The organism is Paenibacillus sp. GCM10027627 (genome assembly GCF_042675505.1).
GTDB lineage: Bacteria > Bacillota > Bacilli > Paenibacillales > Paenibacillaceae > Pristimantibacillus.
In genome coordinates, this window is record NZ_JBHTHB010000012.1 from 41,763 (window position 1) to 62,365 (window position 20,603).

Sequence of the window (20,603 nt, forward strand, 5' to 3'; positions counted from 1 at the left end):
GCACGTAGGAAGCAGCCGATAATAGCGTTAAGGAAACAAAAGAACGAAATGATAGAATGGGCGTTTATCTCTCTTAAAAAGGGCAAAACTGATAGGAAGCATGTAATTCAGCTTTCTCGGAGGGATAACGACATGAAGCAAATTTTGCTTATTACGGATGGCTGCTCCAATGTAGGCTTGAGTCCGGTAGTTGCGGCTGCGCACGCCAGCTCGGAAGGGGTAACCGTCAACGTGGTTGGCGTACTCGATTACGGCGATGTGGGCGAGCTGGGCGCTGCCGAAATTGAAGAAATTGCCCGCGCCGGCGGCGGACTTAGCCGAATGGTCAACATGAGGCAGCTGTCGCAGACGGTACAGATGATGACGAGGAAAACGGTCGTTCAAACGATCCAACTCGCCGTACAGAAGGAACTTAAGCATGTGCTCGGCAACGGTTCTATTGAGGCTCTGCCTCCAGAGAAGCGAGGAGAGGTCGTTCGCGTCATCGACGAGTTGGGCGAAACAACGGGGCTGAAAGTAGCGCTGCTGATTGACGCCAGTGCCAGCATGAAGCCTAAGCTTGCCGCAGTGGAGGAAGCGATTCGCGATTTGATGCTTAGCTTGCAGGCCAGACAGGGTAAAAGTGAAATAGCGGTATTTCATTTTCCTGGTTCCAGGCATGGCGACGACTGTATCATGGACCTCGGCTGGACGGAACATTTAACCGGCGTGCACTCCATCTTCCCTAAATTGCAGATGGGCGGCACGACCCCGACGGGGCCGGCTATTATGGGGGTAGTGGATTACTTCCGGCAAAGCGCAAATAGCGATTACGGCCGGAGGAGCAGACATGAAACGGATGGGATGATGGGTGACTACGTCGTTTAAGCTGGAGCTTCGGCCCGGAAGCATGGTGGTCGGCAAGTGGAGGCAAGGGAAATACCGGATAGAGCGGCTGCTTGGAGAAGGGGCGAATGGAAAGGTCTATCTGGTGCAGAGGGATCGTGATTGGTTTGCTCTGAAAGTAGGCTCCGACGCTGTCGATCTGCAGTCGGAAATCAATGTGCTGAAATCGCTGGCCGGCCAAAAGGGACAAGGCATGGACCCGTTTCTTTTTGATGTGGACGATATGTATGGACCGGGAGGCCGCGAATACCCTTTTTACATAATGAGATATGTGCGCGGAGTGACGCTCGCCAGTTATTTGAAGGAACAAGGCTCGGACTGGTTCCCTTTAGTAGCTCTGAACCTGCTTGGCAAACTGGCAAAGCTGCACCGAGCCGGATGGGTGTTCGGCGACCTAAAGGTCGAAAATGTGCTTGTAGCGGATTACGGGCATGTGGAGCTAGTTGATTTCGGCGGCGTAACGGCATCGGGCAAAAGCATTCGCCAGTTCACCGAAATTTATGACCGAGGCTATTGGAACAGCGGCTCTCGCTCCGCCGATCCGAGGTACGATTTGTTCTCCTTCGGAGTGATGTGCATTCAGCTTCACGAGCCGAAGCGGCTTCATGCGCTGACCAAGGATTTGCTGCCGCAAAACCGCTCTTCCGCCGAATTGATGGCAATTGCAGATAGCTGTCCGGGGCTAAAGCCGGTTTCGGGCTGGCTGCGCAGGGCGTTAGCCGGCGAATTTGCAAGTGCGGTGGAGGGGGCGGAGGCATGGCGTCTGCTTATGCACAGGAAAGAGACAAGGCGAAGTTCGCATACGCCGGGCTGGCTGAAGGGGCTCGCTGCCACATCCGGACTGTTGCTGGCCGTTTCAATTGTTTGGCTGCTGAACAATATGCTTTAGGGCAAGGAGGGGTTAATGAACAATGAGTGACGCACTGCTGTCGGAGCTTGCGCGCGAAGCCGCGGACCAAGGGCTGTGGAGCGAAGGCGATACCATTGTCGTCGCCGTATCTGGCGGCCCGGATTCTATGGCGCTCCTGCATATGCTGCATGCTCTTGCGAAGGAACACCGTCTCAGTCTCGTTGCCGCTCACGTCAATCATGGCTTTAGGGGCGAAGAATCGGCGATAGAGCTTGAGGCGGTGAAAGCATACTGTGGAGGTCTCGGCGTGCCATGCGAAACGATTGAATTGGACCTTCCTACATATATAGAAGAAAATCGTCTAAATTTGCAGGCTGCCGCCAGAGAGAAGCGTTACGCCTTTCTGTACGAGGTGGCTAAGAAACACGGCGCAGAGCGAATTGCGCTGGCGCATCATGGCGATGATCAAGCTGAAACCGTGCTTATGCGGATCATCCGAGGAACCGGACTTGCCGGACTATCCGGGATGGGAAGCGCCAGGCGGGAAAAAAACATGGAACTAATAAGGCCTTTGCTCCGTATGAACAAGTCGGACCTTCTTCGCTATTGCGAGGAAAGGGAAGTTCCATACTGCTCGGACAGCAGCAATATGGAGCGGTATTATTTTCGCAACGTTATCCGTCTGGATGTCATTCCTTATTTGTCGCAGTTTAATCCTCAGCTCCCGCTTTCCTTGCAAAGGCTTGCCGAGGTGGCAGGGACAGAGGACGACTATATGGAACGGCAGACGGAACAAATATTCGAAAGGCTTGTGAGCCGCAAGCGGGATATGTTCGAGATTGGCTGCGAAGAGCTGGAACGGCTTCACGTCGCTTTACAAAGGAGATTGATTAAACTAATATTAAGTTATCTTTCGCGGGAAACGGAAAACTTATCCTTTGGCGGTATTGAGACGATGCGTCTCGCAGCTTCAGGGCATGCTTCCACTACATGGGGAATGGACGTAGGCAGCGGCATCCGGTGCGTTCGCGAATACGGCATCATGAGATGGCAGAAGTGTTCCCGGAGTAATGAAACAAGCCCGGAACAGTACGACTACGAAATACTTGAAGGCAGTACCGAGCGGATCGACGCCCGCCCGAGCGGCTGGAGCTTTGAGCTGGAGTGGCTGGAAGACGGCCTCCCGGCGGACAAGCCGGGTACGCGCATGGAGGCGTATTTTGATGCGTCTCAGCTTGTATTTCCTCTGCATGTAAGAAGTCGACTGCCGGGAGACAGAATTGATGTTTTAGGATTAAATGGGTCAAAAAAAGTGCAAGATATGTTCGTTGACGAGAAGGTGCCGTCTTCTAGGAGGGGGCTTTATCCGCTGCTTGGCGACGGTGAGGGCAACCTGCTGTGGATTCCCGGCATTCGCCGTTCCAGACATGCGCTTGTGGCGGAGGACTGCTCAAAGGTACTGCGTATACGCGCGCGCAACGAATAAGAAGCAAGGGTATACACATAAACATAGGTATCGCGTGGGAGGATTACAACTTTGCAAAACGACATTAAAGACATTTTATACAGCGAAGAGCAGATTGGTGCAAAGGTTAGAGAGCTCGGTGCGCAGCTAAGCGCCGATTTCGAGGGACGCAATCCGCTCGTTATTTGCGTTCTCAAAGGCGCGTTTATTTTTATGTCCGATTTGGTCAAGACCATTACGGTTCCGCTTGAAATCGATTTTATGGCGGTATCCAGCTATGGGGCTTCCACCAAATCCTCCGGCGTTGTGAAGATTATTAAAGATCTTGACGTGTCGGTGGAAGGACGCGATGTCCTTATTGTCGAAGATATTATCGACAGCGGTCTTACACTAAGCTATTTGATTGATGTATTGGAGCGCCGCAACGCAAAATCCGTAACGGTATGCACGCTGTTCGACAAGCCGGCCCGCCGTAATGTGGATTTGGCTCCGGATTACAAAGGCTTTACAGTGCCGGATGAATTCATTGTCGGGTATGGACTAGACTACGGAGAAAAGTACCGGAACCTGCCTTTCATCGGCATTTTGAAACCTCATGTATACGAGAAATAATTGCGCTCGAGCCGTACATGCCACTCCTCCACCAGCCTCTATTGTGATGGAAAGTCATGCTATGGTAAAATATTTAAAGCGTCTGAGAGGAGGTAGGGGATGAATCGGATCATCCGAAATACTGGTTTTTATTTGATTATCTTTTTGGTTACCGTTGGCGTTTTCCAATATATTAGCGGACAGGGTGAGTCCACCAAGCCGTTAAGATACGATGAGTTCAGGGTTCTTGTCGAGTCGGGCAATGTAGCGGAAATCACGGCAAAGTACGATAAAGAATCTTATTACATCACGGGTAAATATAAAGAAAAGCCTGCCGGTGCGGAGAACGACAACTTCTCGACTCGCATCAGCACGGATGCCGCGGAGAATCTTAATGACTGGGAGAAGCAGTACGGCTTTAAGTATACGGCCAAGCAGATGGATACTCCAAGCTTCTGGATGACGTTCCTGACGTCGATCATTCCGTTTATTTTGCTAATCGTCCTGTTCTTCTTCCTGATGAATCAAGCGCAAGGCGGCGGCGGCAAAGTGATGAACTTTGGCAAGAGCCGTGCACGCTTGTACAACGAAGAGAAGAAGAAGATTACGTTTGAGGACGTAGCCGGTGCGGATGAAGAGAAGCAAGAGCTTGTCGAGGTCGTCGATTTCTTGAAGGATCCTCGCAAGTTTAACCTGGTAGGTGCGCGCATTCCGAAAGGCGTATTGCTCGTAGGTCCTCCAGGTACAGGTAAAACGTTGCTGGCGCGTGCAGTGGCCGGCGAAGCGGGCGTACCGTTCTTCAGCATTTCCGGTTCCGACTTTGTAGAGATGTTCGTCGGTGTCGGCGCATCCCGCGTAAGGGACCTATTCGAAAATGCGAAGAAAAACGCTCCTTGTATTATCTTCATCGACGAAATTGACGCAGTAGGTCGTCAGCGTGGCGCAGGTCTTGGCGGCGGTCACGACGAGCGCGAGCAAACGCTCAACCAGTTGCTCGTTGAGATGGATGGCTTTGGCGCTAACGAAGGCATTATTATTATCGCGGCGACTAACCGCGCGGACATTTTGGACCCGGCGCTTCTGCGTCCAGGCCGTTTTGACCGCCAAATTACGGTTGACCGTCCAGATGTAAAAGGCCGCGAGGCGGTACTGAAAGTACATGCGCGCAACAAGCCGCTTACAGGCGAAGTGAAACTGGATGTCATCGCAAAGCGTACGACTGGATTCAGCGGAGCCGATTTGGAAAACCTGCTGAACGAGGCTGCTTTGCTTGCGGCTCGCCGCAATAAGAAAGAAATCAATATGGTCGATATCGACGACGCCATTGACCGCGTCATCGTCGGTACCGAAAAGAAAAGCCGCGTGATCAGCGATCGCGAGAAGCGCATTGTCGCTTATCACGAAGCGGGCCATACGATTGCAGGATTTTTCTTGGAACACGCCGACTTGGTGCATAAGGTTACGATTATCCCGCGAGGACGCGCAGGCGGATATGTCATCATGCTTCCAAAAGAAGACCGTATGCTGGTAACGAAGCAGGAATTGCTCGATAAAGTAACTGGTTTGCTGGCGGGCCGCGTAGCCGAGGAAATTTACATCGGCGAAATCGGTACCGGAGCATACAGCGACTTTAAATCGGCAACAGGCATCGTTCGCAGCATGATTATGGAATACGGCATGAGCGACAGGCTCGGACCTATGCAGTTCGGCAATTCGCAAGGCCAAGTGTTCCTCGGCCGCGACCTTGGACACGAGCAGAACTATTCCGATGCCATTGCATACGAAATCGATCAAGAGATGCAGACGATTATTAACGCTTGCTACGATAGAGCGAAGAAGCTGCTGACGGAGAAGAGCAAAGAAATGCATCTGATCGCGAATACGCTTCTCACCCGTGAAACGCTTGAGATGGATCAAATCAAAGCGCTTATCGAAACGGGCACTCTGAATAGCGAGAGCGGTTCGGAAAGCGGTGGAGACGGAGCGCCGGCGGTAGAATCGACGGCGGAGCCGATTATTGATGAAATCGGCGACGTGAAGGTGCGCATCCAGCCTCGCGAAGAGGCGGAAGTGAAACCAGCCGATCCGGTTGACGATTCTAGCGGTTCTAACGATCCAGAAAATCCAGACAAAAAATAACGGAATATGGTCCCGTTGCTCCATGTGAGCGACGGGACTTTCGTTTGTATAGCCGAATAAGTGTAAAACGCTTACATACTTTCATGGATTTCTATAAAAAGTAGCATTGTATCTCACACAATTTGATTGACGTAAATGTTTTTGTCACTATAATGAATTATGAAGCTAGGAACAGCAATACTGTTAAAGTGGGGCTGTATTAGCCAACATCAATGTTAAACAAACTATAAGAAGAAGGGGAGAATGAAGCATGAAAAAGACATTTAGCTTTATGCTCATGCTAATCGTAGCAATTTCGCTAGTCCTTACTGCTTGCGGCGGCGGCAAATCGGGCGGCGCTAACAAAGAAGGCGGAGAAAAAGTAGTTTCCGACGGATCGGGTAAAGAATTTAAAATCGGTATGGTTACCGACGTTGGCGGCGTAAACGACAAATCGTTTAACCAAAGCGCATGGGAAGCCCTTCAAAAGCTGAACAAAGCGACTGGCGCGGAAACAAAGTTTTTGGAAAGTAAAGGCGAGGCTGACATGGAGCCGAACCTGAACAACTTCGTTCGTGAAGGCTACAGTCTGACTTGGGGCATTGGCTTCTTGTTCACGGACGCTTTGACTAAATTGGCGACTGAAAATCCAGATGCTAAGCTTGCTGTAATTGATGCCGAAGTAAAGGCTCCTAACGTAGCATCTGTTAAATTTGCCGAGCATGAAGGTTCCTTCTTGGTAGGCGTTGTTGCTGGCCTTATGACGAAATCCGACAAAATCGGCTTCGTAGGCGGTATGGAAATTCCGGTTATCACTCGTTTTGAAAAAGGCTTCGTAGCTGGCGTAAAAGCGGTTAAGCCTAACGCTACAGTAACGGTATCGTATGCTGGCGCGTTCGACAAGCCCGACCAAGGCAAAAGCATCGCAGCTACTTTGTACAACTCTGGCGTAGACATCATCTTCCACGCTTCCGGCGGCACAGGAAACGGCGTGTTCAACGAAGCAACTGAGCGCAAAAACAATGGACAAGATGTTTGGGTTATCGGCGTAGACAAAGACCAATCGCTTGAGTTCGGCGACAAAGTTACTTTGACTTCGATGGTAAAAGGCGTTGAAACGGCTGTTTACAAAGTATCCAAAGACTTGATCGACGGCAAATGGGCTGGCGGCACAACTCAAGAACTTGGCTTGAAGGACAATGCAGTAGGTCTTCCTGAAACTTCGAAAGTAAACGTTCCTGAGGACGTATTGAAAAAAGTTGAAGAGTACAAAGCAAAAATCGTTAACGGTGAAATTAAAGTTCCGGCTGAATAAGTTGGAGCATTTGGTATCACGATAAAACAACATGGCAAAGGTCAATGGGACAAGACCGGCATGAGCCGGTCTTGTCTGTTTCATGTCAAGGAATGAATAGGCAAGACATAATGTTGATCCCGGGAGATGATGAAGAATGGATCAGAGCGGGGCAGTCGTACAGCTAAAAGGCATTACGAAGCGGTTTCCAGGCTTGGTAGCGAACGATTCCATTAACTTCGAGCTGAAAAAGGGCGAGATTCATGCTCTACTAGGCGAGAATGGCGCTGGCAAGTCGACTTTGATGAATATTTTGTTCGGTTTGTATCAGCCGGACGAAGGCGAAATTTGGATTAACGGCAAACAAACCGTTATTGAAGGGGCATCCAAAGCGATTGATTTGGGCATCGGCATGGTGCATCAGCATTTCAAGCTGGTACAGCCGTTTACCGTTGCGGAAAATATCGTGCTTGGCGACGAGCCGAAAAAAGGAATGTCCATTGATTACAAGCTCGCCAATCAGAAGGTAAAAGAGATTTCCGAGCGATATGGTCTGAAAGTAGATCCGCAAATGCGGATTCAAGATATAACGGTAGGCATGCAGCAGCGGGTCGAAATTTTGAAAACGTTATATCGGGGCGCCGAAATCGTCATTTTCGACGAACCGACTGCCGTACTTACGGTACAGGAAATTGAAGAGCTGATCGAAATTATTCGTAATCTTGCGGCCGAAGGCAAGTCGATCATTATTATTACGCATAAGCTTAAAGAAGTTATGGCGTTGTCCAATAGCGTAACGGTCATTCGCCGCGGCAAAGTGATCCGCACGGTGAAGACGACCGAAACAAACGAGCGTCAGCTTGCAGAGCTTATGGTTGGCCGCGACGTTAACTTCCAAGTGGAGAAGACAAAGCGCCAAGCGGGCGACGTCGTGTTGTCCGTGGACAACCTTCAGATGAAGGGCGACCAGAGCAAAATGGCGCTCGACGGAACGACGTTCCAGGTTCGCGCTGGAGAAATCTTTGGTATTGCAGGCGTTGACGGAAATGGACAAAGCGAGCTCATTTATGCCATTACCGGCATGCGCAAAGCTCAAGGCGGAAGCGTGAAGCTAAGCGGCAAAGACCTAACTAACGCTTCTCCTAGAGAAGTGTCGGTTGCCGGGGTAGGGCATATCCCAGAGGATCGTCATAAGCATGGCTTGGTGCTCGACTTTTCCGTTAGCGAAAACATTATTCTGAATACGTATTTCAAGCCGGAATACGGGAAGTCCGGTTTGATCGATTTTAAAGCGATGGATAGTCTTGCGGACAAGTTGGTTAAGGAGTTTGATGTGCGCTTGTCCGGCATCCATACTCCTGCCCGCGCTTTGTCAGGCGGTAACCAACAGAAGGCTATCATTGCGCGCGAAATTCACAAGGACCCTGAACTCATCATTGCGGTACAGCCGACTCGCGGCCTTGATATCGGAGCGATCGAGTTCGTGCATAAGCGGCTTGTTGAGGCGCGGAATGAAGGGAAAGCCATTCTTCTGGTATCCTTCGAGCTGGACGAGCTATACGCACTGTCCGACCGGATTGCGGTTATGTATGAAGGCAAGCTTGTCGGAGAGGTCGACGCCGACCATCGGGACGATGAGCGTTTGGGTCTGCTTATGGCGGGCAATACCGATTCCGAACACGGCGGAAGGAGCTAGGCGTCTATGGAAACTTTGAAAAAAATATTTAATGGTGAAAGATCGATCCTCGTTCCGATCGTCTCCATCGTGCTCGGATTATTGATTGGCGCCATTGCCATGTTGGCAGGAGGCTATAATCCGATACTGGCATATAGCTCTCTTTTTGAACGGGTAGTGGGAAGTCCTTACCATATGGGCGAGACGATCCGGGCGATTACGCCTTTGATCTTTACGGGTATTGCGGTAGCCTTTGCTTTCCGTACAGGCCTCTTTAACATCGGTGTGGAAGGTCAGTTTATTATGGGCATGACCGGCGCTACTCTTGTTGGCGTATTGTTCGAACTGCCATGGTTTATCCACGGCCCGCTGGCCATTCTGGTCGGCGCAATGTTCGGCGGCCTATGGGCGGGCATTGTCGGTTATTTGAAAGCAAAGCGCGGAGTAAACGAAGTTATCTCCTCCATCATGCTTAACTGGATCGCTCTTTATTTGGCGAACTATATTGTAGCGAAATTTTTGCTGGAGCCGGGTCAACAGAAATCGAGACCGGTTCACGAATCGGCGCTTATGTCTATTGACTGGCTGATTGAACTGACGGACAAAGCGAGAATGCACTGGGGCACTTTCGTTGCGCTTGCTTGCGTCCTTATTTTCTACGTGCTGCTGTGGCGCACCAAGCAAGGCTATGAGCTGCGCGCGGTTGGACACAACCCGGATGCGGCTCTGTATGCGGGCATCAACGTAAACAAAACGATTGTAAAGTCGATGTTTATCAGCGGCGTGTTCGCAGGTCTTGGCGGCGTGTTTGAGGTGCTCGGCGTATTCGGCAACCAAACGATAATGGCTGGACATTGGGGTTATGGCTTCGACGGTATCGCGGTTGCGCTTCTGGGCGGCAACTCTCCGCTTGGCGTGTTGTTTGGGGCGATTCTGTTCGGCGGCTTAAGCTATGGCTCGGGCGGCATGAGCTTTGGAGCGGGAGTTCCGCAAGAGATTATTCGTATCGTTATCGGCTCGGTTATTTTCTTCGTTGCGGCTCACGGCATCGTGAAGTTTATCCTTAAGCCGTTTATGAGCAAACGCGCTGAAAAGCGGAAGGAGGCGGCGTAAATGGAAGTATTAGGCCAGCTCATTAATATTACGCTCGTATTTTCGACCGCGCTTATTTTTGCAGCGCTTGGCGGAATGTTCTCAGAGCGTTCCGGCGTCGTCAACATCGGGCTTGAAGGCTTGATGGTGTCGGGTGCATTCGCAGCGGCGGTAGCGACCGACTACGCGTCGCAAGCCGGATTTGGGGGAGCATCTCCATGGATCGGACTGCTTGCGGCAGTCGTTTATGGCGTATTGTTCTCACTACTTCATGCGGTAGCGACAATTACCTTTAAATCCGATCAAACCGTCGTTGGCGTCGTCATCAACATTTTGGCGCTTGGCGTTGCGATCTACTTTACAAGAAGTCTTTATGACGGCTCGGCACAAACTAGACAGTTGACGGATGTATTTAAGAAAGAAGCGATCCCATTCCTATCGGATATTCCGATTATCGGAGAAGGCTTCTTCCGGGCGTACCCGACGACTTACCTTGTCATCTTGCTCGTTATTGCCAGCTGGTTCGTTTTGTTCAAAACACCGTTTGGCTTGCGTCTTCGCGCAGTGGGCGAGCATCCAAGCTCGGCCGATACAGTCGGCATCAGCGTGACGAAGTATCGGTACATCGGCGTAATGCTGAGCGGCGCTTTGGCCGGCCTTGGCGGTGCGACGATTACTTTGACAACGACAAGCAGCTTTGCGCATAACACGATTTCCGGTCAAGGCTTTATCGCTTTGGCGGCGCTTATTTTCGGCAAATGGAATCCGCTTGGACTTGCGGGAGCGGCTGTTTTCTTCGGATTCGCTCAAGCGATTCGCAACTTTGCGCAGTTGTTCGACTTCTCGAAACAAATTCCAATGGAAGTATTCTACATGCTTCCATACGTCTTGACGCTAGTTGTACTCGCGGCAGCGGTAGGACGTTCCAATGCTCCATCGGCGCTCGGACAGCCTTACGATCCGGCGCGGCGTTAATCGAAGGGCTAGGTATGAACAAAATCGCATTTTCTGTCTCAAACGGCAGGAGGTGCGATTTTTTTATGGCCGTGGCGTGTAAGCGTTCAAAGAGTTGGATTATTCAACCAACAGGTTGACTTTCAGACCCCTCCGTTTTATAGTTAACCATATGGTTGAATATATGAGAAGCGACGACAGATTAAATGATATTTTTTACGCCTTGTCTGATTCTACACGCCGGGAAATTGTTCATTTATTGGCGCATGGCGAGAGGACGGTTACAGAGCTGGCTCATCCCTTCGATATTTCTTTGGCTGCCGTCTCCAAGCATGTCAAAGTACTGGAGACTGCGGGGCTTTTGCAGCGCACCATTCAAGGCAGAACGCATTATTGCCGACTGAATGCTTCAACTATGGAGACGGCTACCCAGTGGCTAAATCTGTATGAGCGATATTGGAGCGTCAGATTCGATGCGTTCGAGGCTAAGCTTAGCGAGCCAGAGTAAGCAAATAGAGGAAACATCCATTGACAGAGCCATCTGCCAAGTGTAAATTAAATCTTAATCAAATGAATTTATCCCTTTTGGTTTAAACTATAGGCAATCGACTTTCTAAGTTTGTGCATCATTTCACAAAGTTGTTGTTGCTGGATAACGGAATGGGACCGGATAAGCGCTCAAGCGTACAAACCGCCCCATCCCTCATAAGAGGAGAGGATCTATCGTGGAAGCACTGGCACTGGAACGCAAAGCGGAGCAGAATCGCGAGCTGCGTGAACGGCTGATGCAATTGAAGAAAGAGCGCAACGCCATTATACTTGCCCATTATTATCAGCGCGACGAAATTCAGGAAGTGGCGGATTTCCGCGGCGACTCCTTTCTGCTCGCTCAGAAGGCGGCGCAGACGGATGCGGAAGTGATTGTGTTTTGCGGCGTTCATTTTATGGGCGAAAGCGCTAAAATTTTGGCTCCGAACAAAACGGTCATTATTCCCGACGAGCGTGCGGGATGCCCGATGGCGGATATGGTCAACGTGGACGGCTTACGCAAGCTGAAAGCTCAGCATCCTAACGCTAAAGTTGTTACCTATATTAACTCCTCGGCCGAAATCAAAGCCGAAACGGATATTTGCTGTACATCGGCGAATGCGGTCCAAGTAGTCAATTCCGTCGAAGGCGACGAAGTCATTTGGGTGCCGGACAAAAACCTTGGCCATTACGTGCAGCAGAAAACCGACAAAAAGATGATCATTTGGGAAGGCTATTGCAACACCCACGATATGCTGACGGTTAAGGATGTCGAGGAAATGAAAGCCAAATATCCAAATGCGCAATTTGTCGTTCACCCGGAATGTCGTCCGGAAGTCGTAGAGCTTGGCGATTTTGTCGGCAGTACGACGGCTATTCTTAAATATTGCAAGGAATCCGATTGTCAGGAATTTATTGTCGGCACAGAGGACGGCACTGGTTATCAGCTTAGACTCGACAGCCCGAACAAGACGTTCCATTTCGCTTCGAAATATTTGGTATGTCCTAACATGAAGGTGAACAATTTGAAGAAGCTCGTTAAAGCTTTGGAGACGATGCAGCCTCAAATTTACGTTCCGCCTGCCGTTGCGGACAAGGCCCGTTTGTCATTGGAGCGCATGCTGCTGGTGAAGTAGCATGCGCTACTCCTATGCTTGGCGCTAAACCGACATAAGTTTGAAGCTGGAGGAGCCGCTATGATTCCTAGATATTTAGTCGATGTGGAGCTGGACAAGCTGCCCGTCGTAGATAAAGACGTTATCGTTATAGGGGCCGGCATTGCCGGTCTTTTTACCGCTATACGCTCAAGCGAAGAGCATAACAGCGTGCTGATGATTACGAAAAAGTCGCTGCTCGACAGCAACACTCGCTACGCGCAGGGCGGCATAGCTGCGGTCATATCCGATGAAGATTCTCCGGCTTACCATCTTCAAGACACTTTGATCGCGGGGGCAGGGCTTTGTTCCAGTGAAGCGGTTGACGTGCTGGTCCATGAAGGGCCTAAGGGCGTACGCTCCCTCGTGAAGATGGGCACCCAGTTCGATCAGGAAAACGGGGAATATGCCCTGACCAAAGAAGGGGCTCACAGCCAGCGCCGCATTCTTCATGCCAATGGCGATGCTACGGGCTACGAAATCGTAAGAGCGCTTTCCGAAAATGCGGTGTCTAATCCCAAAATCGAAGTGTGGGACGATCATTTCGTCATCGATCTCGTGACGCAGGATGGTGAATGCTGCGGAGCAATCGTACAAAAGCCGACAGGCGAAAGATTGTTTGTACGGGGCAAAGCAACCATTTTGTGCTCCGGAGGAGCGGGACAGTTGTATAGATATACGACCAACCCCGAGGTAGCGACCGGCGACGGCATCGCCATGGCTTATCGTGCCGGCGCATACATACGGGATGTGGAGTTTATTCAATTTCATCCGACCTCGCTTTGTTATCCCGGCGCTCCGAGATTTTTAATTTCGGAGGCGGTTCGCGGCGAAGGCGCCGTTTTGCGCAATATCAAAGGCGAGAGGTTCATGGAGCGATATCATGAGCAGTTGGAGCTTGCTCCAAGGGACATTGTCGCCCGTGCGATCGTCAGCGAGATGGAAGAGACCAAATCCACTTTTGTTTATATCGATATTACGCATGAATCGCCGGAGATGGTGAAGCATCGTTTTCCTACCATATACGAATATTGTTTAAAATACGGCCTCGACCTGACTTCCGATTGGATTCCGGTTGCTCCAGCCATGCACTATATGATGGGCGGAGTAAAGACGGATTTGAACGGCGAGACGAACATCAAAAGGCTGTTTGCGTGCGGAGAGGTGTCGTCGACGGGTGTTCACGGAGCCAATCGGCTCGCGAGCAACTCGCTTTCGGAGGCGATTGTATTCGGCCGCCGCATTGTGAAGAGAATTCAGGATTTGCCGCCGCTTAAGGCAAGAAGCGGTTATGAGTTTGCAGGCGAAGCCGAGCGCAGCGCCATGCCTGTTCAGGCGGTAGTAGAGCGGCGTCTTAAGCTGCAAAAAGTGATGGTGCGTTACGTTGGCCTGAGACGGGACGAATCGGGTTTGAAAAAAGGGCAGGAGGAGCTTAAGCGGCAGCTTCCAATTTTTCAGACGGTGCTTACTCAGCGCGAGGAGTTTGAGTTCGCCAACCTGCTGACCTGCGCTTTGCTGACGACGGAAGCGGCGCTTAGCCGGGAAGAGAGCCGCGGGGCGCATTACCGGGAAGATTTTCCTGCCCGCGATGATTTGGCATGGAGGAAACATACTGTGCTGCATCGAACACAAGGATTGACCGAGGAGCGGATCGAAAATGTATGAATGGACGACAGGCGGTTATGACGCCGTTTTGCGAGACAAGATTCGAGGCTGGCTGGCGGAGGATATCGGAAGCGGAGATATTACGACGGAAACGACGATAAGCAGGGATTCCCGTTCGAAGGCTGTCATTCATGTCAAGGATAACGGTATTATTGCGGGCATTCCTGTGGCTCGACTTGTTTTTGAAGTAGTCGATCCGACTTTGCAATTCCGTTCTTTTGTACAAGATGGCGATGCCGTTGCCAAAGGAACCGTAATTATAGAGGTGGAAGGAAAAACCCACAGCCTGCTTACGGGCGAGCGCCTGGCGCTTAATTTGATGCAGCGTTTGTCGGGTATAGCCACCAAAACGAAAGCTTATATAGATGCCATTCAAGGACTGCCCGTGCGTTTGGTCGACACGCGCAAGACGACTCCGGGCCACCGGATGTTGGAGAAATATGCGGTGCGTATAGGCGGCGGCTCTAATCATCGGTTTGGACTGTACGATGCCGTCATGATTAAAGACAATCATATTAAAGGTGCCGGCGGCATTACACAAGCGGTACAATCGGCGCGTAGACAAATTCCCCACACGATGAAAATCGAGGTGGAAACGGAATCGCTGGCGCAAGTAGAAGAGGCGCTTGGCTCCGGAGCGGACATTATTATGCTGGACAATATGCCGAACGACCGGATGAAAGAGGCGGTCAAGCTTATTAAAGGAAGGTCTCCCCACGTGATCGTAGAGGCTTCCGGGGGTGTGACGCTCGAAACCATTCACGGCATTGCTTCATGCGGTGTAGACGTCATTTCCGTAGGCGGACTTACTTATTCGTTCCAAGCACTCGATATTAGCCTTGACCTGAATGAAAAAAAGGAGGGGCTGTAGGTGATTTTTGTCATCGACGTTGGCAATACCAATATTGTGCTTGGCATCTATAGGGGCAAAGAGCTTCTGCATCATTGGAGGCTGAGCACCAACCGCTCTGCGACGGTGGATGAATACGGAATCAACATACACAACTTGTTTGGTTACGCCGGAGTGCGGATGGATCAAATTGAAGGGGTCATTATTTCTTCGGTCGTTCCTCCGCTTATGCGTACACTGGAGCAGCTTTGCTTAAAATATGTGCGAAAAACTCCTTTAATTGTTGGGCCAGGTGTGAAGACGGGCCTTAACATCCGCTACGAAAATCCCCGCGAGGTCGGAGCGGACCGGATCGTCAATTCCGTAGCGGGCATCGAAAAATACGGTACGCCGCTGATCGTAGTTGACTTTGGAACGGCGACAACCTTCGATTATATCGATGCAAACGGCGATTATCTAGGCGGAGCGATCGTGCCCGGCATTGGCATTTCGACCGAGGCCCTTTACCAGCGCGCAGCGAAGCTTCCTCGAATTGAGCTGGCCAAGCCCAAAAGCGTCATTGGACGAAACCCTGTTACGTCCATGCAAGCGGGCATTATTTTCGGATATGCGGGGCAAGTGGACGGAATTGTCAGCCGGATTCGCGCTGAATTTGGCGTCACTCCCAAAGTGGTGGCGACAGGCGGGCTTGCCGAGCTGATTTCGGCAGAGTCGGAGACGATCCAAGAGGTGGATCCGCTGCTTACGCTGGAAGGACTGCGCATTATTTACGAACGGAATCAGGAGGGACATTAACGAATGCAAGAACAAATAAAAGATTATTTGGTTAGAGGCACGGCATGGGGCGGCAAAATCCGCGTATTTGCAGTGCGGACCACTCGTTTGGTGGAGGAGCTGAGAAAGCGCCATGACACTTTGCCGACGGCTACCGCTGCGCTTGGGCGTACGCTAAGCATTGGGGCGATGATGGGCGCGATGCTCAAAGGCAAGGAAAAGCTGACCATTCAAGTAAAAGGCGATGGACCGATCGGACAAGTGTTGGTAGACGCCAATGCCGACGGAGAACTGCGCGGATATGTGGATCATCCTAGAGCGCATCATGGCAGCAACGAGCAAGGCAAGCTGGATGTAGCCGGCGCAGTTGGCACAACCGGTTATGTGCATGTAACAAAAGATTTGGGGCTGAAAGAGCCGTACCGCGGCAGCGTTCCAATCATTTCCGGCGAGCTTGGAGAGGACTTTACGTACTACTTCGCCGTTTCGGAGCAGACGCCTTCCGCTGTCGGAGCGGGTGTTCTTGTGGACGAAGACAACTCCGTGCTGCATGCAGGAGGATTTATTGTCCAGCTTATGCCGGGCCTCACTGATGCCGAAATTACGAGGTTGGAGGGGGCGATTGGTGCAATGCCTCCAGTCACTACGCTGCTGGCGCAAGGGGAATCGCCTGAGGATCTGCTTAAATGGGTCGTTGGCGAAGAAGATTTGGTGATCCACGATACGCTCGATGTTGTGTTTAAATGCCAGTGCTCAACCGACCGTGTGGAGCAAACGTTGATCAGTCTAGGCAAAGAGGAGCTTGAAGCCATTATCCGCGAGGAAGGGAAGGCGGAGGTCGTTTGCCAGTTCTGCAACGAGGCGTATACGTTCGAGCGTCCCCAGTTGGAGGCTTTAGTAGAGCAGGTATCAAAATAGTCCGTTAGTTGAAAGGCAGTCCGCGCATGAAAAGATATGAGGTTCTGAAGACGGTCGTTATCCTTCAAGCCGTATGCATGATTGCCCTCACAGGCATGGTAATGGTGAAGGTGTGGCCTTTTCCGGCAATAAGAGATAATGATCACAATGCCGAGAAGCCCGGCGGCGGGTCGCATGACGGCGACTCCGGATTATGGAATGGAGATGAATCGGAGGCGGTGGCTTCCATAGGAGGCGTCTCCATTTCAAAAGGACAGCTTCTGCAAGAGCTTCTGAGGCAGCATGGAGATGCCGCGCTTAGAGTCATCATGGTGCGGAAAGCGATCGATTTGGAAGCGAAGGACTTAGGTCTGGAAGTGACGCATCTGGAGCTGGACCGTGAGCTTGCAGCATCTGTGGAAGGATATGAAAGCGAAGAGCGGTTTTTTGCCGTGATGAAGGAGCAGGTAGGGCTGACCCGAAGTCAGGTGCTGGATGAAATGCGCTACCGTCTATTAATGGAGAAGATTGCAGCCCATACCGTTCTCGTCTCGGATGAAGAGGTGGATCGGTATTTGGAAGAAAATCCGGGTCAGCTCGGGCCAAGGCTGCAGCTTCATTTGCAATGGATAGTGACCTCTACCATCGAGCAGGCTGAAGACCTTCTGCAAAAGCTGGAGAATGGAGACGATTTCGCTGAGCTGGCAAAACAATTTTCCATTGACGAGTTTACGGCGGAGTCGGGCGGCGATTTGGGACTAATCGATGCGGACGATCCGTTTTACGACGAATTGGTTTTAAGCACGGCCAAAGGAATGGACATTGCGGAAATCGTCGGTCCTATCGCCATCGACCAAGGCTACGCCATTTTGGAGTTGATTGGCCGCAAAACAACCTCCGGCCTTACGGGGCAATTGCTGCTGGAGGGGCTTCGAATGAAGCTCGCTTTGGAGAAGGCCGGGCCGATTGAGGATGCGGAAGACCGACTGTTGAAAAAATACGGCGCCCTTATTTTGAAGTAAGGGACAGAAGACATATTCTTTTATGTAAAAATAGGAATATGGTGCGAGCAAATGGAAAGAGGCTATTGACAACGTTATCGGGACATTGTTAAGATGGAATTAGTCAAAACCAACTATTTTAGTCGGAATAAGGAGGCTTTTCATTTCATGGCGAAAATTGTACAAAGCGTTACCGAACTGATCGGAGATACGCCACTCGTTCGTTTGAACCGTCTCGTGCCGGAAGACAGCGCCGAGATTTACGTTAAGCTGGAGTACCAAAATCCGGGAGCAAGCGTAAAGGACCGTATTGCGATCAGCATGATCGAAGTCGCTGAGCAAGAAGGACTTATTAAGCCGGGCGACACCATCGTAGAGCCTACAAGCGGAAATACAGGGATCGGCCTTGCTTTGGTAGCAGCGGCAAAAGGCTACAAAGCGATTCTTGTTATGCCGGAGACGATGAGCATCGAGCGCCGCAATTTGCTTCGCGCTTATGGAGCGGAATTGGTGCTTACGCCAGGTTCTGAAGGAATGAACGGCGCGGTACGCAAAGCGGAAGAGCTTGTACAGGAAAATCCTTCTTATTTCATCCCGCAACAATTCAAAAACCAGGCGAACGTTAAAGTTCACCGTGAAACAACAGGCCCTGAAATCGTGGAAGCTATTAATTCCTTGGACGGCAAATTGGACGCTTTTATCGCGGGTATCGGTACCGGCGGAACGATTTCCGGCGCTGGCGAAGTGTTGAAAAGCAATTTCCCGGGCATTAAAGTATATGCGGTTGAGCCTGCTGCTTCCCCGCTGTTGTCGGGCGGCAATCCTGGCCCGCACAAAATTCAAGGCATCGGCGCCAACTTTGTTCCGGATATTTTGAACCGTGAAATCTATGACGGCGTCATTACAGTCGAGAACGAAGAAGCTTTCGAATATGCACGCCGTGCAGCGAAAGAAGAAGGCATTCTTTGCGGCATTTCCTCCGGCGCAGCTATTTTCGCAGCTTTGAAAGTAGCAAAAGAGCTGGGCAAAGGCAAGCGCGTAATCGCTGTTGTGCCGAGCAATGGTGAACGTTACCTAAGCACGCCGCTTTTCAATTTTGAGAACTAATTAAATTGATATTATAAATGAGCGTCAGCTTAAGACCAAGGGCCTTCCATTCTTCGGACTGGGGGGCGCTTTTCTTTTGTCCGCCGATTCTGTATACTGGCGAAATAAACATGATGATCGGGGGTTGAAGGTGATGGTCACCGCTTGGGAAGAGTGGGTTCGGTGGCGCGCCGAAGGGAAATATACGACGTTGCCGCTTGTGAAGGAGATGCCGATTGGGCTTGGCGAAGGCCGAGTTCCTTCATGGGAAGAGGCTTGGGAGGACGCATCGCCGTACGCCTTTGTGCTGGAGAGCGGCAAGGACGGCAGGTTTACGTATTTGGGCCTCCACCCGGACAGCGTCATTCGAGGCAAAGGGATGACGGCGGAATCGGTATCTTTTCATTCGTTAGAAGAGAAAACTTCGGAATGCAGGAAGTGGGAAGGGAAACCGCTCGACGTCGTCCGCTCCTGGATGAGCGACGGAATCGGACCGCGCCTCTCCGGCGAGGACGGACCGAAGTGGCTCGGAGGCTGCGCAGGCTATTGGAGCTACGATATCATTCGCACGATCGAGAAGCTGCCTGAACTGGCGGCGGACGATCTTGGCCTGCCCGATTATTTGTTTCTCCGCATGAATGAGGTGTGGGTTGTCGATCTCAAAAAAGATGTCGTCTATTGCGTCGTTCATAGTCCGATAGAACTGGATTCGACAGAGGAGCAGTTAAGGGACGTCTACGATAGAGCGGTATCCCGCGCGGAAGGGATGTCCGATTTTTGGCTGACATGGTTTGAAGAGGAGAAGGCCAAATCGAGGGCGGAAAATCGCAGAGCGGAGCGGCTTGAGCTGATGGAACGGGATTCTTTGCATATTGAGCTAAGCTCGCTTGAAGGCATTTCCTCTCCGACCTCGAAGGAAATGTATATGGATGCGGTTCAGGCTATCCAGCAGTATATCGGCCAAGGAGACGTGTTTCAGGTGAACTTGTCCCAGCGTCAGACGCGTCGTCTCGGCAGCAAGCCTGAGGAATTGTATGAGTGGCTGAGGCTGGTCAACCCTTCGCCGTATATGGGCTTTTTAAGATGTCCGGATTTCCAGCTGGTTTCCGCATCTCCCGAGCTTCTTGTCGAGCAGTTGGGGCGGCGCCTCGGCACAAGGCCTATTGCAGGCACAAGGCGCAGAGGGCGGACGGAAGAAGAGGATCTCCGGTTTGCGGAGGAGCTGCGCACGAACGAGAAAGAGCGAGCCGAGCATATTATGCTTGTCGATCTAGAGCGCAACGACTTGGGCCGGATTTCGGCTTACGGCACCGTTCAGGTGAAGGAACTAATGGTCATCGAATATTATTCGCATGTCATGCATTTGGTTTCCCAAGTGGACGGAGAGCTGGCCGAGGGCAGAGACGCTTACGATGTGATCGCGGCGACTTTCCCGGGCGGCACGATTACGGGAGCGCCCAAAATTCGCACCATGGAAATTATCGAGGAGCTGGAACCGGTCCGCAGAGGGCCGTATACAGGATCGCTAGGATGGATTGACTATAACGGCGATATGGAATTTAATATTATTATTAGAACGATGGCGGTTCAAAATGGAGACGTCCATATTCAAGCGGGAGCGGGCATTGTGATCGACTCCGAGCCGGAGAGGGAGTATTACGAATCCATAAGCAAGGCGAAGGCTTTATGGAAAGCGATTCAATATAGCGAAAAAATGGGCTAGG

18 protein-coding genes are annotated in these 20,603 nt (G+C 51.2%); all 18 read left to right on the forward strand.

Features of this window, described 5'->3' with window-relative positions; genetic code table 11:
* Positions 1-132 precede the first annotated feature (132 nt).
* The 18 genes from ACFQZE_RS24120 (at position 133) to ACFQZE_RS24205 (ending at position 20,602) form a co-directional block, all read left to right on the forward strand.
* Positions 133-867: a vWA domain-containing protein gene (locus ACFQZE_RS24120; RefSeq protein ID WP_379361968.1), complete on the forward strand. Its 735-nt coding sequence runs from the start codon at positions 133-135 to the stop codon at positions 865-867.
* A complete protein-coding gene (locus tag ACFQZE_RS24125; RefSeq protein WP_379361970.1) occupies positions 851-1,774 on the forward strand; it encodes a serine/threonine protein kinase in 924 nt (307 codons plus the stop codon). Before ACFQZE_RS24120 ends, ACFQZE_RS24125 begins: the two co-directional genes overlap by 17 nt.
* A gap of 22 nt (positions 1,775-1,796) precedes the next feature.
* Positions 1,797-3,221 (forward strand): tRNA lysidine(34) synthetase TilS, encoded by a 1,425-nt coding sequence (gene tilS, locus ACFQZE_RS24130; RefSeq protein WP_379361972.1) that lies wholly within the window; start codon positions 1,797-1,799, stop codon positions 3,219-3,221.
* A 51-nt stretch (positions 3,222-3,272) separates the two neighbouring features.
* On the forward strand, positions 3,273-3,812 hold the full coding sequence (gene hpt / locus ACFQZE_RS24135) for a hypoxanthine phosphoribosyltransferase (RefSeq protein ID WP_379361974.1): 540 nt from the start codon (positions 3,273-3,275) through the stop codon (positions 3,810-3,812).
* 99 nt (positions 3,813-3,911) lie between these two features.
* Complete coding sequence (gene ftsH, locus ACFQZE_RS24140; protein ID WP_379361976.1) at positions 3,912-5,930, forward strand: ATP-dependent zinc metalloprotease FtsH; 2,019 nt, start codon at positions 3,912-3,914, stop codon at positions 5,928-5,930.
* A 250-nt stretch (positions 5,931-6,180) separates the two neighbouring features.
* The gene (locus ACFQZE_RS24145) at positions 6,181-7,224 is read left to right on the forward strand and encodes a BMP family lipoprotein (protein WP_379361978.1); all 1,044 of its coding nucleotides are present in this window, start codon (positions 6,181-6,183) and stop codon (positions 7,222-7,224) included.
* 136 nt (positions 7,225-7,360) lie between these two features.
* A complete protein-coding gene (locus tag ACFQZE_RS24150; protein ID WP_379361980.1) occupies positions 7,361-8,899 on the forward strand; it encodes an ABC transporter ATP-binding protein in 1,539 nt (512 codons plus the stop codon).
* A 6-nt stretch (positions 8,900-8,905) separates the two neighbouring features.
* A complete protein-coding gene (locus tag ACFQZE_RS24155) occupies positions 8,906-9,991 on the forward strand; it encodes an ABC transporter permease (RefSeq protein WP_379361982.1) in 1,086 nt (361 codons plus the stop codon).
* The gene (locus tag ACFQZE_RS24160) at positions 9,992-10,945 is read left to right on the forward strand and encodes an ABC transporter permease (protein ID WP_379361984.1); all 954 of its coding nucleotides are present in this window, start codon (positions 9,992-9,994) and stop codon (positions 10,943-10,945) included. It begins immediately after the preceding gene.
* Positions 10,946-11,108: 163 nt separating this feature from the next.
* Entirely contained in the window at positions 11,109-11,432 is a 324-nt protein-coding gene (locus tag ACFQZE_RS24165) for an ArsR/SmtB family transcription factor (protein WP_379361986.1), read from the forward strand.
* A 217-nt stretch (positions 11,433-11,649) separates the two neighbouring features.
* On the forward strand, positions 11,650-12,588 hold the full coding sequence (gene nadA, locus ACFQZE_RS24170) for a quinolinate synthase NadA (RefSeq protein ID WP_379361988.1): 939 nt from the start codon (positions 11,650-11,652) through the stop codon (positions 12,586-12,588).
* Positions 12,589-12,648: 60 nt separating this feature from the next.
* Positions 12,649-14,271 (forward strand): L-aspartate oxidase, encoded by a 1,623-nt coding sequence (gene nadB / locus ACFQZE_RS24175; protein WP_379361990.1) that lies wholly within the window; start codon positions 12,649-12,651, stop codon positions 14,269-14,271.
* Positions 14,264-15,142: a carboxylating nicotinate-nucleotide diphosphorylase gene (nadC, locus tag ACFQZE_RS24180; RefSeq protein WP_379361993.1), complete on the forward strand. Its 879-nt coding sequence runs from the start codon at positions 14,264-14,266 to the stop codon at positions 15,140-15,142. The genes nadB and nadC overlap by 8 nt, the downstream gene beginning before the upstream one ends.
* The gene (locus ACFQZE_RS24185; protein WP_379361995.1) at positions 15,143-15,916 is read left to right on the forward strand and encodes a type III pantothenate kinase; all 774 of its coding nucleotides are present in this window, start codon (positions 15,143-15,145) and stop codon (positions 15,914-15,916) included.
* A 3-nt stretch (positions 15,917-15,919) separates the two neighbouring features.
* Positions 15,920-16,813, forward strand: coding sequence for an Hsp33 family molecular chaperone HslO (gene hslO, locus ACFQZE_RS24190; RefSeq protein WP_379361997.1), 894 nt, complete (start codon positions 15,920-15,922; stop codon positions 16,811-16,813).
* A 26-nt stretch (positions 16,814-16,839) separates the two neighbouring features.
* Positions 16,840-17,814: a peptidylprolyl isomerase gene (locus tag ACFQZE_RS24195; RefSeq protein ID WP_379361999.1), complete on the forward strand. Its 975-nt coding sequence runs from the start codon at positions 16,840-16,842 to the stop codon at positions 17,812-17,814.
* Between the two features lie 147 nt (positions 17,815-17,961).
* Positions 17,962-18,900, forward strand: coding sequence for a cysteine synthase A (cysK, locus tag ACFQZE_RS24200; RefSeq protein WP_379362001.1), 939 nt, complete (start codon positions 17,962-17,964; stop codon positions 18,898-18,900).
* A gap of 133 nt (positions 18,901-19,033) precedes the next feature.
* Entirely contained in the window at positions 19,034-20,602 is a 1,569-nt protein-coding gene (locus ACFQZE_RS24205) for an anthranilate synthase component I family protein (RefSeq protein WP_379362003.1), read from the forward strand.
* The last annotated feature ends 1 nt before the right edge of the window (position 20,603 follow it).

Bases quoted from the DNA above. Each gene is read 5' to 3' on its own strand.
- ACFQZE_RS24120 (WP_379361968.1), top strand. From the start codon at position 133: ATGAAGCAAATTTTGCTTATTACGGATGGCTGCTCCAATGTAGGCTTG.
- tilS (WP_379361972.1), top strand. From the start codon at position 1,797: ATGAGTGACGCACTGCTGTCGGAGCTTGCGCGCGAAGCCGCGGACCAA.
- ftsH (WP_379361976.1), top strand. From the start codon at position 3,912: ATGAATCGGATCATCCGAAATACTGGTTTTTATTTGATTATCTTTTTG.
- ACFQZE_RS24145 (WP_379361978.1), top strand. From the start codon at position 6,181: ATGAAAAAGACATTTAGCTTTATGCTCATGCTAATCGTAGCAATTTCG.
- ACFQZE_RS24150 (WP_379361980.1), top strand. From the start codon at position 7,361: ATGGATCAGAGCGGGGCAGTCGTACAGCTAAAAGGCATTACGAAGCGG.
- ACFQZE_RS24155 (WP_379361982.1), top strand. From the start codon at position 8,906: ATGGAAACTTTGAAAAAAATATTTAATGGTGAAAGATCGATCCTCGTT.
- ACFQZE_RS24160 (WP_379361984.1), top strand. From the start codon at position 9,992: ATGGAAGTATTAGGCCAGCTCATTAATATTACGCTCGTATTTTCGACC.
- ACFQZE_RS24165 (WP_379361986.1), top strand. From the start codon at position 11,109: ATGAGAAGCGACGACAGATTAAATGATATTTTTTACGCCTTGTCTGAT.
- nadB (WP_379361990.1), top strand. From the start codon at position 12,649: ATGATTCCTAGATATTTAGTCGATGTGGAGCTGGACAAGCTGCCCGTC.
- nadC (WP_379361993.1), top strand. From the start codon at position 14,264: ATGTATGAATGGACGACAGGCGGTTATGACGCCGTTTTGCGAGACAAG.
- hslO (WP_379361997.1), top strand. From the start codon at position 15,920: ATGCAAGAACAAATAAAAGATTATTTGGTTAGAGGCACGGCATGGGGC.
- ACFQZE_RS24195 (WP_379361999.1), top strand. From the start codon at position 16,840: ATGAAAAGATATGAGGTTCTGAAGACGGTCGTTATCCTTCAAGCCGTA.
- cysK (WP_379362001.1), top strand. From the start codon at position 17,962: ATGGCGAAAATTGTACAAAGCGTTACCGAACTGATCGGAGATACGCCA.
- ACFQZE_RS24205 (WP_379362003.1), top strand. From the start codon at position 19,034: ATGGTCACCGCTTGGGAAGAGTGGGTTCGGTGGCGCGCCGAAGGGAAA.